The organism is Nitratireductor mangrovi, assembly GCF_007922615.2.
In the GTDB taxonomy this organism is placed as follows: domain Bacteria; phylum Pseudomonadota; class Alphaproteobacteria; order Rhizobiales; family Rhizobiaceae; genus Mangrovimarina; species Mangrovimarina mangrovi.
On the sequence record NZ_CP042301.2, the window covers coordinates 901,089 to 917,110 of the forward strand.

9 protein-coding genes are annotated in these 16,022 nt (G+C 63.2%); 4 read left to right on the plus strand and 5 right to left on the minus strand.

What is annotated here, in order from left to right; genetic code table 11:
- Positions 1-14: 14 nt before the first annotated feature.
- Positions 15-2,780, minus strand: coding sequence for an Rne/Rng family ribonuclease (locus FQ775_RS04375; protein WP_146299461.1), 2,766 nt, complete (start codon positions 2,778-2,780; stop codon positions 15-17).
- Between the two features lie 594 nt (positions 2,781-3,374).
- On the opposite strand from FQ775_RS04375, the gene FQ775_RS04380 reads away from it, so the two are divergent.
- The 3 genes from FQ775_RS04380 to prfB all read left to right on the plus strand — a co-directional run bounded on the left by FQ775_RS04380 (position 3,375) and on the right by prfB (position 8,497).
- Positions 3,375-4,655, plus strand: a complete 1,281-nt coding sequence (locus FQ775_RS04380) for an N-acetylmuramoyl-L-alanine amidase (protein ID WP_432420044.1) — start codon at positions 3,375-3,377, stop codon at positions 4,653-4,655.
- A gap of 142 nt (positions 4,656-4,797) precedes the next feature.
- Positions 4,798-7,257: a penicillin-binding protein 1A gene (locus tag FQ775_RS04385; protein ID WP_146299460.1), complete on the plus strand. Its 2,460-nt coding sequence runs from the start codon at positions 4,798-4,800 to the stop codon at positions 7,255-7,257.
- A gap of 108 nt (positions 7,258-7,365) precedes the next feature.
- Positions 7,366-8,497, plus strand: a protein-coding gene (gene prfB / locus FQ775_RS04390) for a peptide chain release factor 2 (RefSeq protein WP_432420045.1) whose coding sequence is annotated in 2 segments (ribosomal slippage) — positions 7,366-7,431 and positions 7,433-8,497 — 1,131 coding nt in all. Because the reading frame shifts where the segments join, the coding sequence is not laid out codon by codon here.
- A 28-nt stretch (positions 8,498-8,525) separates the two neighbouring features.
- On the opposite strand, the gene FQ775_RS04395 is transcribed toward prfB, so the two are convergent.
- From FQ775_RS04395 to FQ775_RS04405, 3 genes are all read right to left on the minus strand, one after another.
- On the minus strand, positions 8,526-9,809 hold the full coding sequence (locus FQ775_RS04395; RefSeq protein ID WP_146299458.1) for a M23 family metallopeptidase: 1,284 nt from the start codon (positions 9,807-9,809) through the stop codon (positions 8,526-8,528).
- 84 nt (positions 9,810-9,893) lie between these two features.
- Positions 9,894-10,742, minus strand: coding sequence for a ferritin-like domain-containing protein (locus tag FQ775_RS04400; RefSeq protein ID WP_146301920.1), 849 nt, complete (start codon positions 10,740-10,742; stop codon positions 9,894-9,896).
- Entirely contained in the window at positions 10,742-11,209 is a 468-nt protein-coding gene (locus FQ775_RS04405; RefSeq protein WP_146299457.1) for a peroxiredoxin, read from the minus strand. The genes FQ775_RS04400 and FQ775_RS04405 overlap by 1 nt, the downstream gene beginning before the upstream one ends.
- Positions 11,210-11,457: 248 nt before the next feature.
- On the opposite strand from FQ775_RS04405, the gene FQ775_RS04410 reads away from it, so the two are divergent.
- The gene (locus FQ775_RS04410) at positions 11,458-14,706 is read left to right on the plus strand and encodes a DUF3971 domain-containing protein (protein WP_146299456.1); all 3,249 of its coding nucleotides are present in this window, start codon (positions 11,458-11,460) and stop codon (positions 14,704-14,706) included.
- A 41-nt stretch (positions 14,707-14,747) separates the two neighbouring features.
- Here the strand turns inward: FQ775_RS04410 and tyrS are convergent, their stop codons facing one another.
- Positions 14,748-15,998, minus strand: a complete 1,251-nt coding sequence (gene tyrS / locus FQ775_RS04415; protein WP_146299455.1) for a tyrosine--tRNA ligase — start codon at positions 15,996-15,998, stop codon at positions 14,748-14,750.
- Positions 15,999-16,022: the final 24 nt, after the last annotated feature.

The following is a 16,022-nucleotide window of genomic DNA, read 5'->3' on the forward strand; positions in this document are numbered from 1 at the left end:
CAGTCGGAGTGGGCTCAGAAAAAGCCCTTGCGCTGCCACCAGCCGGATTTGCGCGGTTTTTCCTCGGTCGGCGTCGGCTCCTCACTCGCGACCGTCGACGTCACGACCGGCTCGGCAGTGACCGCCGCTTCGGTCTCGGCAGGCGCGTCGGTCACCACCGGTTCGTCTTGAGCGGTAGCTTCGACCGCCTGGTCGGCTTCCACAACTGCTTCCGCCTTTGCCTCGGCCGGCTTCTTGCGCCGCGAACGGCTTTTCGCGGGTTTGGGCTTTTCGGCCTTCGGCGCAACGTCTGCGGCCTCGACAGGCTCATCCGGGCCGGCCGCTTCAGCGACTTCAGTGACGACATCCAACTGCGTTTCGTCGGCGGTCTCGGCGTTGTCGGTCGGCTCCGCCGAGATCACCGCTTCGTGGTCCGATGAATCCACCGCTGCGGCTTCGCCGTCGCGGTCACGCCGGCTTCTGCGTCCGCCGCGCTTGCCGCGCCGGCGCTTCTTGCGGTCCTGGCCGTCATCGTCACTGTCGGAACGACTTTCCGCTTCTGCGTCGTCTTCTTCAGCGGCGTCCGCCTCCCGGTCCTCCGGGATCGCCTCGCCTTCGGCGTCGCGGTCGCGCCCGCCACGCCTTCTGCGCCGGCGGCGCTTCTTGCGGGAGCGACCATCGTCCTGCTCGTCACCGTCTTCGGTCTCCGCACTGGCTTGATCGGCGAGTTCTTCGCTCTCTTCAATCTCCGCCGACACACCGATCGGCGAAAGGGCCTGTATGTCGACCGGGCGCTCCACTGGAGCGCCCTTCGAGATCAGGTAATGCTGTATGCCAATGTTTTCATCGGCTTCGATCGCGATCGTAAGCCCGAACCGCTCCTCGAGGTCGGCAAGGTTGGCGCGCTTGTGATTGAGCACGTAGAGCGCCGTCGCCACCGGGGTGCGCACGGTGATGTGATGCCGCGCATCCTTGAGCAGAAACTCCTCGATGGCGCGAACGACATGCAGTGCGACGGAGGAATCGGAGCGCACATGGCCGGTACCGCCGCAGTGCGGGCAGGGCTTCATGGTCGATTCCAGCACACTTGCGCGGATGCGCTGGCGTGACATCTCCAGAAGGCCGAAATGCGAAATGCGTCCAACCTGGATGCGGGCCCGGTCGTGCTTGAGGTGATCCTTGAGACGCTTCTCGACGGCGCGATTGTTGCGCTTCTCCTCCATGTCGATGAAGTCGATGACGATTAGGCCCGCCAGATCGCGCAGCCGCAGCTGCCGCGCGATTTCCTCGGCGGCCTCCAGATTGGTCTGGAGCGCAGTGTCCTCGATCGAGTGCTCCTTGGTCGAGCGGCCCGAATTGACGTCGATGGAAACCAGCGCCTCGGTCTGGTTGATGATGATGTACCCGCCGGACTTCAGCGTCACCTGCGGTTGCAGCATCTTGTCGAGTTGCGCCTCGACGCCGTGGCGCACGAAGATCGGCACCACGTCACGGTAAGGCTGGACGGCCTTCGCATGGCTGGGCATCAGCATGCGCATGAAGTCCTTGGCTTCACGATAGCCGTCGTCGCCGGAAACGAGGATCTCGTCGATTTCCTTGTTGTAGAGATCGCGTACCGAGCGTTTGATCAGGCTGCCTTCTTCATAGACTAGCGTCGGCGCCGTCGATTCGAGCGTCAGGGTTCGGACGTTCTCCCAAAGCCTCATCAGATATTCGTAGTCGCGCTTGATCTCGGCCTTGGTCCGGTTGGCGCCTGCCGTTCGCAAGATCACGCCCATGCCTTGCGGCACGTCGAGATGCTTGACCACGTCCTTGAGCCGCTTGCGATCTTGTGCGCTGGTGATCTTGCGCGAGATGCCGCCACCACGCGCGGTGTTGGGCATCAGGACCGAATAGCGTCCGGCCAGCGACAGATAGGTCGTCAGCGCGGCGCCCTTGTTGCCACGCTCCTCCTTGACCACCTGCACCAGCAGGATCTGACGCCGCTTGATGACTTCCTGTATCTTGTACTGCTTGCGCACCACGCGGCGCCGGCTCGGCAGTTCCTCCAGCGCATCTTCCGCGCCGACCGATTCGACTTCGCCATCGGCGTCGTCGCCGTTTTCGGCACCTTCGTCGTCGCTGCCCTGACGACCGCGGCTGCCACGGTCACGTCCACGCGGCTTGATGTCGTCCGCCTCCTTGCCGGCCTCGGAGAGGGACTCTTCCGCTGCAGGCACGGTGTCGGCAAGCTCCTCCGAAACGACATCGGCGTCGGTGCGGGCCGGCATCGCCGGGCCCTTGTCTTCATTGGCGTCGCCGTCAGCCTCGACTTGATCGACCGCGCTCACTTCGTCTGGCGCGTTGTCTTCCGATTCCTCGTCGCTTTCCTCGGCCGCGGCTTCAGAGGCCGACGTTTCCGAGCGGGCTTCACGGTCGCCGGGCTTGCTGCCCCGGCTGCGCCCGCGACGGCGGCGCTTGCCGCGCCCCCGCTCGCTGCGTTCCTCGCCGTCGTCGTCTTCATCCTCATCGGCGGCTTCGGCCTCGGCCTGAAGCAACGCCTGCCGATCGGCGACCGGGATTTGGTAATAGTCGGGGTGGATTTCGCTGAAGGCCAGGAAACCGTGCCGGTTGCCGCCATATTCGACGAACGCCGCCTGCAGCGACGGTTCGACGCGGGTCACACGGGCAAGGTAGATGTTTCCTTTGAGTTGTTTCTTGTCCTGGGACTCGAAATCGAATTCTTCAATCCTGTTGCCGCGCACCACGACGACGCGCGTTTCCTCCGGGTGGGAGGTGTCGATAAGCATCTTGTTGGGCATTATGGAAGTTCTCCCCGGCAGCGCAGCCCGCCGGCGGTCGCTGCAAAGCAGGCCGCACGGGTTTTGTCGGGAACGCAGTGCCGGAACATTTGTCCGCAGGCCGGGGCGTCCGCGTCGGCGAGTGCCGGCCCGCAGCCGCAACGGCGCGGGACAATCCGGCATTTGACCTCGGGGCGCAGATGGCCATTACAAAGCCTTTGGAACCGTTACAGACGAAGCCCGGCATCGCCGGACCAGCTTTTTGCTCATGAAGAGCCGGCGCGGAGCTTTGAGGACCGGCCGTTTTCTTACGCAAAGGCGTTCCGTTGTCAGGGATGCCTTGACGAAATTCTGTCGGGCCACCGGCGCGCCGAATCTCTGGCCGTCGCGCTACGTCGCTTCACCTCTGTCGAAGGTGCGGCAGGACGCGTTTCGGGCATTGAAGTGACCCTGCGACGCTTTTATGATTTGACTGCGTCGATGGCAACCCCGATTCCGATGCCGGCAAAACGGTGCCCGGTAGACTGCATGCGCCGCAAGGCTCGGTTAACCATCGCATTATACGATCCGTTAACTTCTTGATTCCCGACGACACATCGCAGGCAGCCGAACTGGATGCAGAAAAACGCGCATTGCCGACGAAAAGGCCAATTAACGCAGTTGTTTCAGAGGCTTGCGGCTTGTTTCCTGGTGGTCTTGCCGTTTCTGATGCTGATCGGTGTCAGCGATCCCGTGTTGGCGGCGCCCGAAGGCGAGGAAGCGGCCCTTCGCGCCCACTCCTATCGAATGGCCGGCGACGCCAATCGCATGCGCGTGGTAATCGAGTTCGACCGCGAGCCGCCGCTGAAATGGTTCCTGCTGAGGGGGCCGCATCGCCTCGTGCTCGACCTTCCCGATACCGTCTTCGGTTTTGATTCGGATGCGCTGGATCCGCGTGGCCTGATCACGAAAGTTCGCTACGGCAAGTTGGGAGAGGGGCATTCCCGGGTCATCTTGGCGAGCGATGGCCCGTTCGTTGTGGAAAAGCTCGCTCTGCTGGAGAATGAGACATCGCCGGGTTATCGCATGGTGCTCGACCTTGTCTCCGGGTCGGAACGCCAGTTCGAAGAAGCGCTCGCCGACCAGGCCCAGATCACCGGCTCGACGACCATTGCCGGGGATAAACGTGACAGGCTCGCCGCGACGCAGCGAGTGGAGGAGGGTGGACCCTTCACAGTGGTCATCGATCCTGGCCACGGCGGCATCGATGGCGGCGCCGAGGGCGCCAACGGAACGGTCGAGAAAGAGCTGACGCTGTCTTTTGCCCGCGAATTGCGCAAGGCGCTGGAGGCTAAGGGCGGCTACGAAGTGATCATGACCCGCGACGAGGACGTCTTCCTGCGTCTCGACGAACGGGTCAGAATCGCCAGGCAGCATGAAGCAGATCTGTTCATCTCGGTCCATGCCGACACGATCCGCTACCGATCGATCCGCGGTGCAACTGTCTACACGATCTCCGAGAAGGCTTCCGATGAGGTTGCTCGCGCGGCCGCCGAGCGCGAGAACGAGTCGGATTCGCTCGCCGGCGTCGAAGTTGCCGAGGAGAATCGCGAGGTGGCCGGGATCCTCGCCGACCTCGTGCGGCGCGAGACCCACGGGTTTTCGGTGAGCTTTGCGCGTTCGCTCGTGTCGGAGTTTTCCGAGACCATCGAATTGATCAAGAATCCTCACCGTTCTGCCGGATTCCGCGTACTCCGGGCGCCGGATGTGCCTTCGGTGCTCGTTGAACTCGGCTATTTGTCCAATCCCGAGGATGAAGCCCTGATGCTCGACGGAGATTGGCGCAAGAAAGCGGTGACCAGCATTGTCGAGGCGGTCGGCGGGTTTGCAGCCGCGACCGGCAAGCTGCGCGGATGATGGGGGTCCGGGCATGCGGACGATTTTCGCCGCATTTTGCCCACAAGCGAGGGGCAAAAGAGGTTATCTCACCTCGACAATTCGCGCTTGGCGGGGGTGATTTGGCGGTCCTGACAGGGGACATCTGCGGACTGGAGCAGGGATGATACGTCTTATCGGGTATTTCTTCGGCGTCGGCATCATGCTCGCCCTTCTCGTGGCGGCGGGCATTGCCGTCTATATCAGCGATCTGACCAAGGATCTGCCCGACTACGAAGTGCTGGCGAAATATGAGCCGCCGGTAACGACCCGCGTCCACGCGGCGGATGGCTCGCTTATGGGAGAATTCGCGCGCGAACGCCGGCTGTACCTGCCGATTCAGGCGGTGCCGGATCGGGTCAAGGCGGCGTTTCTGTCGGCCGAGGACAAGAACTTCTACACCCATCCCGGGATCGACGTTGTCGGCCTGACCCGTGCGATCATCACCAACCTCCAGAACATGGGCAGCGGTCGCCGGCCGGTGGGCGCGTCAACGATCACGCAGCAGGTCGCCAAGAACTTCCTTTTGTCCTCACGCCAGACCTATGACCGCAAGATCCGCGAGATGATCCTGGCTTTCCGCATCGAGCAGGCCTACTCCAAGGATCGCATCTTCGAACTCTACCTCAACGAGATTTTCTTCGGCCTTGGCGCATACGGCGTCGCCGGTGCTGCGCTGACCTATTTCGACAAGTCGGTCAACGAATTGACCGTCGCCGACGCCGCCTATCTGGCCGCCCTGCCGAAAGGCCCGTCAAACTACCATCCTTTCAAGCACACGGAGCGTGCGATCGAGCGTCGCAATTGGGTCATCGACCAGATGATCGAGAACGGCTACGTCTCGCAATCGGAAGGGGAAAAGGCCAAGGCCTCCGGCCTCAACGTCACCCCGCGGCGCGGCGGCACTTACCTTTTCGCAGGCGAGTATTTCACCGAGGAGGTGCGGCGCGAGATTATCGACCGCTACGGCCAGAATGCCCTTTACGAGGGTGGCCTGTCGGTGCGCACGACCCTTGACCCGAAGCTTCAGGTTCTGGCGCGCAAGGCGCTGCAGCACGGGCTGATACGCTACGACACCCTGCGCGGATACCGTGGCCCGGTGACCAGGATCGACGCTTCCGGCGATTGGGGAATTCCGCTGGCCGAGGTCGAAAGCCTCAACGATGTGCCGGAATGGAAAGTCGCGGTGGTGCTGTCGGCCAGCGAGAACGGGCTGGAGGTCGGACTGAAGCCGGCGCGCGAAGTGTCCGGTGACGTGGGACCGGATCGCGAACGTGTCACTGTACCGCTCGACAATATGAAATGGGCCATGCGTCACGTCGTCGACGGCAAGCGGCTGAAGGCGGACACGCCAGCCGATGTCGTCTCGCCCGGCGACGTGGTCTTTGTCGAGAAGGTCGAAGCGACGGAAGAGGACAGTGGCGGCTGGACCCTGCGCCAGGTACCGGAAATCGGTGGAGCTCTGGTCGCCATGGACCCGCATACCGGCCGCGTGCTGGCGATGGCCGGCGGGTTTTCCTTCTCGGAATCCGAATTCAACCGCGCGACACAGGCCTACCGGCAGCCCGGTTCTTCGTTCAAGCCGTTCGTCTACGCGGCCGCACTCGACAATGGCTACACGCCGGCGTCGGTCGTTCTCGATGCACCGATTACTATAACGATCGGCAACGAGGTCTGGTCCCCGAAGAACTACGGCGGCAAGTCCGCAGGGCCTTCCACGTTGCGCGCCGGCATCGAGCGTTCGCGAAACCTGATGACCGTCCGTCTCGCCAACGACATGGGGATGCCACTGGTCGCCGAGTATGCCGAGCGGTTCGGCGTCTACGACAAGATGGCGCCACACATCGCCATGTCGCTCGGCTCGGGCGAAACGACGGTCATGCGCATGGTGTCGGCTTACTCGGTCTTCGCCAATGGCGGCCGCCAGATCCAGCCGACGCTGATTGACCGTATCCAGGACCGCTACGGCGAGACCGTGTACAAGCATGACGACCGCCGCTGCGAGGGCTGTAATGCCGACGAGTGGCGTGGCCAGGCGGAGCCGGAACTTGTCGACGATTCCGAGCAGGTTCTCGATCCGATGACCGCTTACCAGATCACCTCGATGATGCAGGGTGTGGTCCAGCGGGGCACCGCGGTCACCCTTTCGGAACTCGGCCGTCCGATCGCCGGCAAGACCGGGACGACCAATGACGAAAAGGACGCCTGGTTTGTCGGTTTCACGCCCGACATCGTTGTTGGCGTCTTCATGGGATATGACCAGCCGAAGCCGATGGGCAAGGGATCGACGGGCGGCGGGCTTGCCGCGCCGATCTTCAAGGAATTCATGGCCGCAGCCCTCAAGGACATGCGCCCGGTCGATTTCCAGACACCGGAGGGCATGAAGGTAATCGCCATCAACCGCAAGACCGGTATGCGTGCGGCCGAAGGCGGTGGCGGCGTGATCATGGAGGCGTTCAAGCCCGGCACCGGCCCCGCCGACACCTATTCGATCATCGGCGGCGATTTCGGCGTGCCGGAAGCCGCCGCCATTTCGCCCTCGGCAAGCCGCGCCATCTCCTCCGGCGGCGGCGGCCTCTACTGACCTGATCTGTCGCTTGCGAGCGTGCCGCCACGGCCTTTACAGGCTCGGGGCAGCTCAATATGGTCCGCCGCGAATCCGAGCTTCAACCCGAAGAGCAGGTGAACTGCCATGCGTGCTGAAACCCAGTCACTTGTCGACGAGATCAAGCAGGCCATAAGCCTGCTGAGGAGGCATCTTTGACTGGGATCAGGCTCTGAAGCGTCTGGACTATCTCAACGCGCGCGCGGAAGACGGCGACCTGTGGAATGATCCCCAGCAAGCCCAGGAACTGATGCGCGAGCGTCAGACGCTGGAAGATTCCATCACTGCCATAAATCGCATGAACGCGAACCTCGATGACGGCATCGCGTTGATAGAACTTGGCGAGGAGGAAGGCGATAATGACGTCGTGGCCGAGGCCGAGGCATCGATCCGCGCGCTGAAATCCGAACTGGCGGACCGCCAGATCGATACGCTTCTGTCGGGCGAGGCGGACGCCAACGATGCCTATGTCGAGGTACATGCCGGTGCCGGCGGTACCGAAAGCCAAGACTGGGCCGAGATGCTCCTGCGCATGTACACCCGCTGGGCCGAGCGCCGGCGCTTCAAGGTCGAGGTGCTCGAGGTCCACGACGGCGAGGAGGCCGGGATCAAGTCGGCGACGATCTTGGTCAAGGGCCACAACGCCTATGGCTGGCTCAAGACGGAGTCCGGGGTCCATCGGCTGGTGCGGATATCGCCCTACGACAGCAATGCGCGCCGCCACACCTCCTTTGCCAGCGTATGGGTCTACCCGGTGATCGACGATTCGATTGAGATCGAGGTCGCCGAGTCCGACGTTCGTATCGACACCTACCGCGCTTCGGGAGCCGGCGGTCAGCACATCAACACGACGGACTCGGCCGTGCGCATCACCCATATACCGTCAGGCATTGTCGTGCAGTGCCAGGCGGAACGCTCCCAGCACAAGAACCGGGCCAAGGCTTGGGACATGCTGCGCGCCCGTCTGTACGAGGAAGAGTTGAAGAAGCGCGAGGAGGCGGCCAGTGCGACCGAAGCCTCCAAGACCGACATCGGCTGGGGCCACCAGATACGCTCCTACGTGTTGCAGCCCTACCAGTTGGTGAAGGACCTGCGTACCGGTGTCGAGAACACCAGTCCGCAAGACGTGCTGTCTGGCGATCTCGACGGTTTCATGAAGGCCTCACTGTCGCAACGTGTGCATGGCGGCGAGGCGGCCGAAGTCCCCGACATCGAGTAGCTGGCCGTTACTTCGCGGCGGCGCGCGGCTATAGGAAGCGCAGGAGCTTCTTGCCGGCCTTGAGCAGGCGGACCGGATTGATAGCGCTGCCGTTGCGACGCACCTCGTAGTGCAGATGCGGGCCGGTCGAGCGGCCGGAACTGCCAACCTTGCCGATCACGGTGCCGCTTGCGATGTGCTGGCCCTCGCTGACGCTGATCCGACTCAAATGGGCATAGCGGGTCGTCAAGCCCTTACCGTGGTCGATTTCGACCATGCGGCCATAACCGCCGTTCCAGCCCGCCTTGATCACGACGCCGGCGCCGGCGGAACGGACCGGCGAACCCGAGCGAGCCCGGAAATCCATGCCGCTGTGGTGGGCAGGACGACCGAGCAGCGGATCGCGTCGCATGCCGAAACCGCTCGAAACCGGTCGGCCAGGAACCGGGTTGGCGACCGGGAGGCGATTGGCCGCGGCCTTGACGGCGTCCAGGGCGGTGAGCGCTTCGTCGAGTTCCAGCACTTCCGTTTCGAAGGCCCGGGGGTCCTCAGCGGTCACCAAAGGTCCGCCGATATCCTTGGTGCCGTAGTCCGCGTCGATGGTCAAACCAGCCGACTTGATCACCTCTGCGATCGAATCGGCGGTCTGGTAGGCGTTTTCCGTCAGACTGCGAAGTTGCGATATCTGTCGGTTTTCGATCAGCCTCAGAGACTTGTTGATCTGCACAAACAACCGGTCCGCCTGGTCGGCTGCGGAACCGGTGGCCCGGAAGGCGCCGAAGTCGCGAGCTCGTTTGCCATCCGATGCGGCGAAGCGCGACAGGGCTGCGACGGCCGCATGTCCAGTCCCGTCGGCGGCAAAACTGTTCAGCGCTGGAATCTCGGCGCGAAGATCAGGCCGCTCCTCCGGCCGTGGGGCCGTCTCCGGAAGACCGGAGGCGCGCTCCAGCAGGGGACGCAGCCTGCCGTCGCGTTCGGCCAGTTCGGCTTGGCGTCCGAGCAACTCGGCCACCTTGCTTTCCATCAGTTGCTGATCGAGCAACTGGCGGCTTGTGATGCGGTCAACCTGCGCGCGCAGCGCCGAAATGCGGTCCTCGTAAGCCTGCTGCAAACGCGCTTGCCGAGCCACGGTTGCGCCTATCAGATCGTCGCGCAGCACAAGATAGGACGTTGCCAGCAGGTATCCGATGGCAAAGGCCGCCACTACCGATCCGGCAAGGGCGGCGACCCAGGGCCTGATCGTGAAATGCCGGATCTCGTCGCCGTGGGCGATGATCACCGTGTGCGGCTCGGTACGCTTGCCGAAGACGGGGGACGAACGGGGCTCTGTCACTGATACGTGTCCGCTTTGGCTTCAACTCTGCCGGCGAGTACACATTATTAGGGTTAACAAAGCTTTTCCGGCGGCGCTTAGGTGCTATCGCGAGGCTGCCGGCAGGGAACGGTAAAAGAGGGGAGTGAGCCCGGCCTCGGCTCGCGCGCGATCATTGAAAGGCGGTTTCAACTCACCGCGGAAGTTGCTCCTGACCAGTTCGCGGAAACGCGCCGCCGGATCAATCCGCGCACGCGCGCAGTAGAAGCGGAACCATTTGGCGCCGATGGCCACGTGCTTCTTTTCGTCATTGTAGATGACGTCGAGGATAGCGGCCGTGTCGCTGTCGCCGGTCTCCAGCATCTTCTCAATGAGCGACGGAGTGACGTCGAGGCCGCGCGCCTCTAGGATTAGCGGTACCACCGCCAGTCGCGCGTGAAGATCGTTGCGGGTTTGGTGGGCAGCTTCCCAGAGCCCGCCATGCGCTGGAAGATCGCCATAGTCGGCGCCGAGTTGTCGAAGTCGATCGCGCAGCAGCGAGAAGTGTTTGGCCTCCTCGAACGCCACCTGCATCCAGCCGTCGAAGAAAGTGGCCGGCGGACGCTCGCTTGCAAAGCGTGCCACGATGTCGAGCGCCAGGTCGATGGCGTTGAGCTCGATGTGGGCAAGCGCATGAATCAAGGCGATCCGCCCTCGCTCGGTGTGCAACGATCGCTTGGCGACTTTGCGTGGATCGACCAGTTCGGGCTTTTCGGGGCGACCCGGTCGATCCGGAGGCGAGGCGTCCGCCGGGGTCATCAGCGAAATCGAGCGAGTCGACCAGCGCTTGTAGACCGCCCGGACGATGGCCACCTTGGCGTCCAGATCAGAAGTTGAACTCGCATCCACGCAGCCGCCGCGCAGGCTGGCGGGGCGGTGGTCGTATTCACCTTCGTTGCTGGCACGCGGAGTGATCAAAGGGCCTTGACCGCGTCAAGCACCTGCGCCGCGTGATTGGCGACCTTGACCTTGCGCCAGACTCTCGCGATGCGGCCCTCGCGGTCGATCAGCAGGGTGGTGCGTTCGACGCCCATGAACTTGCGCCCGTACATGCTCTTTTCGGTCCAGACGCCGTACGCTTCGAGCACCGACTTCTCCTCATCGGCAACGAGGGTGACGGCCAACTCGTGCTTTGCCTTGAATTTGTCATGACTTTTTGCGCTATCCGGCGACATTCCGACGATGGCAGCGCCGGCCTTGCTGAATTCCGGTAGCAAAGCGGAAAAATCCTTGGCTTCCGTCGTGCAACCGCTCGTATCGTCCTTTGGATAGAAGAAGAGCACGACCGGGCCGCCGCGCAGGTCCGATAGCTTGAGCATGCCGCCGCCATCGCGCGGCAGTTCGAAGTCGGGCGCCATCTCGCCAATATCGGGTAGGGACATGAGTCATCCTCTTCTTGCAGTGACCGGGTTGCCGAAGGCCATATAATGCAAACGATGGATTCGTCCATGGCTCCAGCACGCGGGCGCACGACCAGTTGAACAAGGACGTCGAACACCACGAATGGGTTCCGTTTCGGCGCGGCGAGATCCGCTCCTTGGACACGTTGCCCTCTGCGTCCGGGCCGGCGGGCGGTGATCGGCCCAGGCGCCGCCTGTTCCCGAAATGGGTGGTTGTTGGCGTTGTCGCGATGGCGGGGCTGGTCGCGGTCCTGGTAGGCGCGCTCAACCTGGCCGGTTATCTGGGTTTCGGCACGGATCGGCTGCGCGTCGAAGCGAGTTCGGCTATCAGCGCAGCGGTCGGGTCTCCGGTAGCTGTGCAGTCGGGCAGGGCGCGGTTTTCGCTCGGGGGCGTGGGACTGGTTTCACTCGAGATTCCCGATGCGAGACTGGTGGCCGAGGCGAGTGGGGCCGAGGTTGCCCGCGTCGGCGTTCTGCGATTTGGGGTCGAAATCACTGCCCTCTTGTCCGGTCGTATTGCGATCAAGAGCCTCGAGATCGCGGACGCCCGGATCGCCCCCGATCTTCTGCCGGGACAGGGCGACCGGGACCCAATGGCCATTCTCAGGAACGCCGACGGCATGATCGATCCGGACCGGGTTGTCTCCGCCGCCTTTGATGCTGTCGACGCAGCGTTGAGCGCCTACGAGGCGCGTTCGACTCAATCGATCATTCTGTCCGACGTCGTCTTCGAACTTGGCGGCGAGGGAAGCGGCCAGATGCCGTTGCGGATCGAGGAAGCCGAGATCCGCGGCGCAGCGCACGATCAGGTCTCCATGCGCGCGGATCTGGCGCTTCTCTCGAACAAACTGTCGGTGACCGGTCAGGCAAGCAGGAGCCTCGGACCCAGACCCGGCTTGTCCTTTCGGTTCGAAACGGACTTCGACTTCGGCGCCCTGAACACAGACACTGCATCGGACGTGTTCGCCGTCGGCGGGAACGGGACGATGGTTGTTGAGGGGCAGCGGGCATCGGTTGGCTCGCCCGACCGGATCAGCCTGTTACTCAACAGCAGCGCGCTGACTTTGTCCGCAGCCGGCGTCGCGCTTGTCGACGGGCCGGCGACCGTCCGGGCATCGCTCGTAGGCGGCAGCGGCAAGGTCGAGTTCGAGAAGATTTCGTTTAGCTCTGGCCGCTCGCGGTTTGCCTTCCACGGTGCGGTCGGGCCAGCCCCCAAGGGAATGGGCTCTGGTGTCCCGGCCTACCGGTACGAATTCAACAGCGACGGCTCGCGGCTGGCAGTGTCGGATGTAGAAGAGCCGAGCGTTTCGGTACTCGCCAGGCTGGCCGGGCGTTTTGTTCCCGATGCGCGACTGCTGGCGTTTTCCGAGATCGGCATACGCACAAGTCGAGGAGAGGTGATCGGGCGTGGGTCGATTGGCTTCCCCGACGAAGGTGCGCCCTCTATCGCGCTGGCCGTTGACATCCCGTCAATGCCGGTCGCGCACGCCAAGCAGATATGGCCGACGATTGTCGCCCCCGGGGCGCGTTCGTGGGTGCTGGGCAATATGTTCGGCGGCACGCTGATGAACAGCCGGGTCCGCTTCAGGGTCCCACCAGGCCGCCTCGGCAACGGCGTGCCGCTCTCGGCGGAGGAGGTGCATGGTCGCTTCGAGGTCGAGGACACGCGGTTCGACATTACCGGTGAATTGCCTCCCGTCCGTGACGCTTTTGGAGCGGTGGCTTTCCGCGGCAACGACGTTGACGTCACCCTGGCCGCCGGCACTGTCTATATGCCGACCGGCCGCGCGGTCGCAGCCAGCAACGGCACTTTGCATATCGACAATTCCGGCAACGGTCCGCTCATCGGTGCCATGGAGATCGATGTCGCCGGCGACGCACCGGCGATTGTCGAGTTGGCGTCCTACAAGCCGATCGACGCGATGCGGCACCTGCGTTTCGTGCCGACCGATTTCACCGGCGAGGTCAGTGGTCACGTTTCTGCGGACATTCCGCTCCAGGACGACATCCCGGTCGACGACCTCGACTGGAAGGTCTCGCTTGCCTACACGGGGCTCGCCCTCGCCAGGCCGCTGGATGGCCAGGAGGTCAGCGAGGCCGAAGGCACGATCGTGGTCGATCCGGACAAGGCTGAAATTAGTGCTACAGCGAGGCTCAACGGTATCCCGGCCACCATAGAGATGACCGAGCCATTGGCTTCTGGTGCCCTCGGACGCGCGCGGGACGTGACGCTGTTGCTGGACGACGCTGCGCGCCAGAAGATCGCCCCGGCGCTTAACGACATGCTTTCCGGAGAGGTCAAACTCGCGGCAACTGGAACCGAGGAAGGCGCCCAGCGCATGGTGGCCGATTTGACGGACGCCAGGCTCACTTTCCCTTGGGTCGGTTGGAACAAGGGGCCCGGCATTCCGGCTACCGCGCGTTTCCGGTTGGTGCAGGACGGCGAGATGACCCGCCTTGCGGATTTCAGGCTCGAGGGCAAGAGTTTCGCGATCGAGGGTGACGTGACACTTGCCGGCGGAACACTCACCGACGCTCGCTTCCCAAGAGTCGCGCTCAACCGCGGCGACGATATTTCAGTGGTTGTCCGCCAACGGAAAGGCCGTTTCGACATCACCGTCGAGGGTGCGAGCCTCGATGCGCGATCGATCGTCAAACTGTACCTGTCCAACACGGAGCAGGCCGAAAAGACGGTCGAAGCGATTCCGGTATCGGTAAGCGCCAACGTGGCGCGACTGGGCGGTTTTGGCGGCGAGACGCTGACCGGCGTCGATCTCGACTTTGCCAGCACCGGCACCGATGTCGGCACCATGACTCTCGATGCGACCACCTCGGGTGGCCGCAAGGTCACCATAACCAAGGGCGGCGAGGGCGGTTCCCGGACCGTCGGCATGCGGTCGTCGGACGCCGGCTCAATCCTGCGTTTCCTTGATATCTATGAATATATGCAAGGTGGCACTATCGACCTGACGCTCGCAGGCAGCGGCAATGGTCCGTTGCGCGGTCAGATCGATGCCCGCGACTTCTGGATCGTCGACGAGCCGAAGCTGCGTTCGATCGTCGCCACCGCGCCACCGAACGGCGATGGCCGCAGCTTGAACGAGGCGGTTCGCGCCGACATTGACGCGTCGAAAGCCCAGTTCCAGCGAGGTTATGCGACGGTGGAAAAGGGCGACGGCTACCTTTCTGTCGATCGCGGCATCCTGCGCGGCCCGGTTATCGGGGCCACGTTCCGCGGCACGCTCTACGACAAGAAGGGCAACATCGCCATGACTGGCACCTTCATGCCGGCCTATGGGCTCAATCGTATTTTCGGCGAGATACCGCTTGTTGGCCAGATTCTCGGCAATGGGCGTGACCGCGGGCTGATCGGCATCACCTTCCGGCTTTCCGGTGACGCCAGCGAGCCACAGCTTCAGGTGAATCCGATCTCGGTGATCGCGCCCGGCATCTTCCGCTCGATCTTCGAATTCCGCTAGGCCGGCATGAGGCGCGGCAATCGTTCCAGCCGTGCCTGCGTTCAGGCAGGCCGCACCAGCACGTGCTTTTTCCTGCCGAGCGAAAGCTTGACCACGCCGCCGGCTAGGTCTGATTCCCCGACGATCCGGCGCTCGTCGCTCACGACCGTATCGTTGATCCTGACCGCGCCACCCTTGACATGGCGTCGGGCTTCGCTGTTCGAACCTGCAAGCCCGGCCCGCGCCATCAGCGCGAGCAGGCCGATACCGTCGCCCAGCTCCGAGCCGGCGACCTCGATCGTCGGTAGATTTTCGGACAGCGCCCCTTCTTCAAAGGTCTTGCGAGCAGTCTCTTCGGCTTCCTCGGCGGCCGCTCGCCCGTGCAGCATCGCCGTCACTTCGGTGGCGAGCACCTTCTTGGCATCGTTGATCTCCGCGCCACCCAGTGCCGCGAGGCGGCTGATCTCGTCCAATGGCAGGACCGTGTAAAGCCTCAGAAAGCGGCCGACATCGGCGTCCTCGGTGTTGCGCCAGTATTGCCAGAAATCCCACGGGCTCATCATGTCCGCGTCGAGCCAGACAGCACCGGCCGCGGTTTTACCCATTTTGGCGCCGGACGACGTGGTCAGCAGCGGCGAGGTCAGCGCGTAAAGTTGCGGCGCTCCCATCCGGTGGCCTAGGTCGATGCCGTTGACAATGTTGCCCCACTGGTCGGAGCCGCCCATCTGCATGCGGCAGCCATAGCGCCGGTTGAGCTCCACGAAGTCGTAAGCCTGCAGGATCATGTAGTTGAATTCGAGGAAGGAGAGCGACTGCTCGCGATCGAGCCTCAGCTTCACGGAATCGAAGGACAGCATCCGGTTGACCGAAAAATGCCGGCCGACGTCGCGCAGGAACTCGACATAGTTGATGCCCATCAGCCAGTCGGCATTGTTGACCATCAGCGCATCCTTCGGCCCCTCGCCGAAGGAAAGGTAGGGTTCGAAATTGCGGCGTATGCCGGCGAGGTTTTCCTCGATGCCCTCCGGGGTCAGCAACTTGCGCGCCTCGTCCTTGAAGGACGGGTCGCCGATCATCGAAGTGCCGCCGCCCATCAAAGCTATCGGCCGGTGGCCGGTCTGCTGCATCCAGTGAAGCATCATGATCTGGATCAGCGACCCGGCATGCAGGCTTTTTGCCGTCGCGTCAAAGCCGATATAGGCGGTCACGGTTTCCGTTATGAACAGCTCATCAAGGCCAGATTCATCGGAAATCTGTTGGATGAAACCGCGCTCGGACAGGACGCGCAGGAAATCGGACTTGAAGGCGGACATTCTTCTGGTTCCTGGAATACCGGC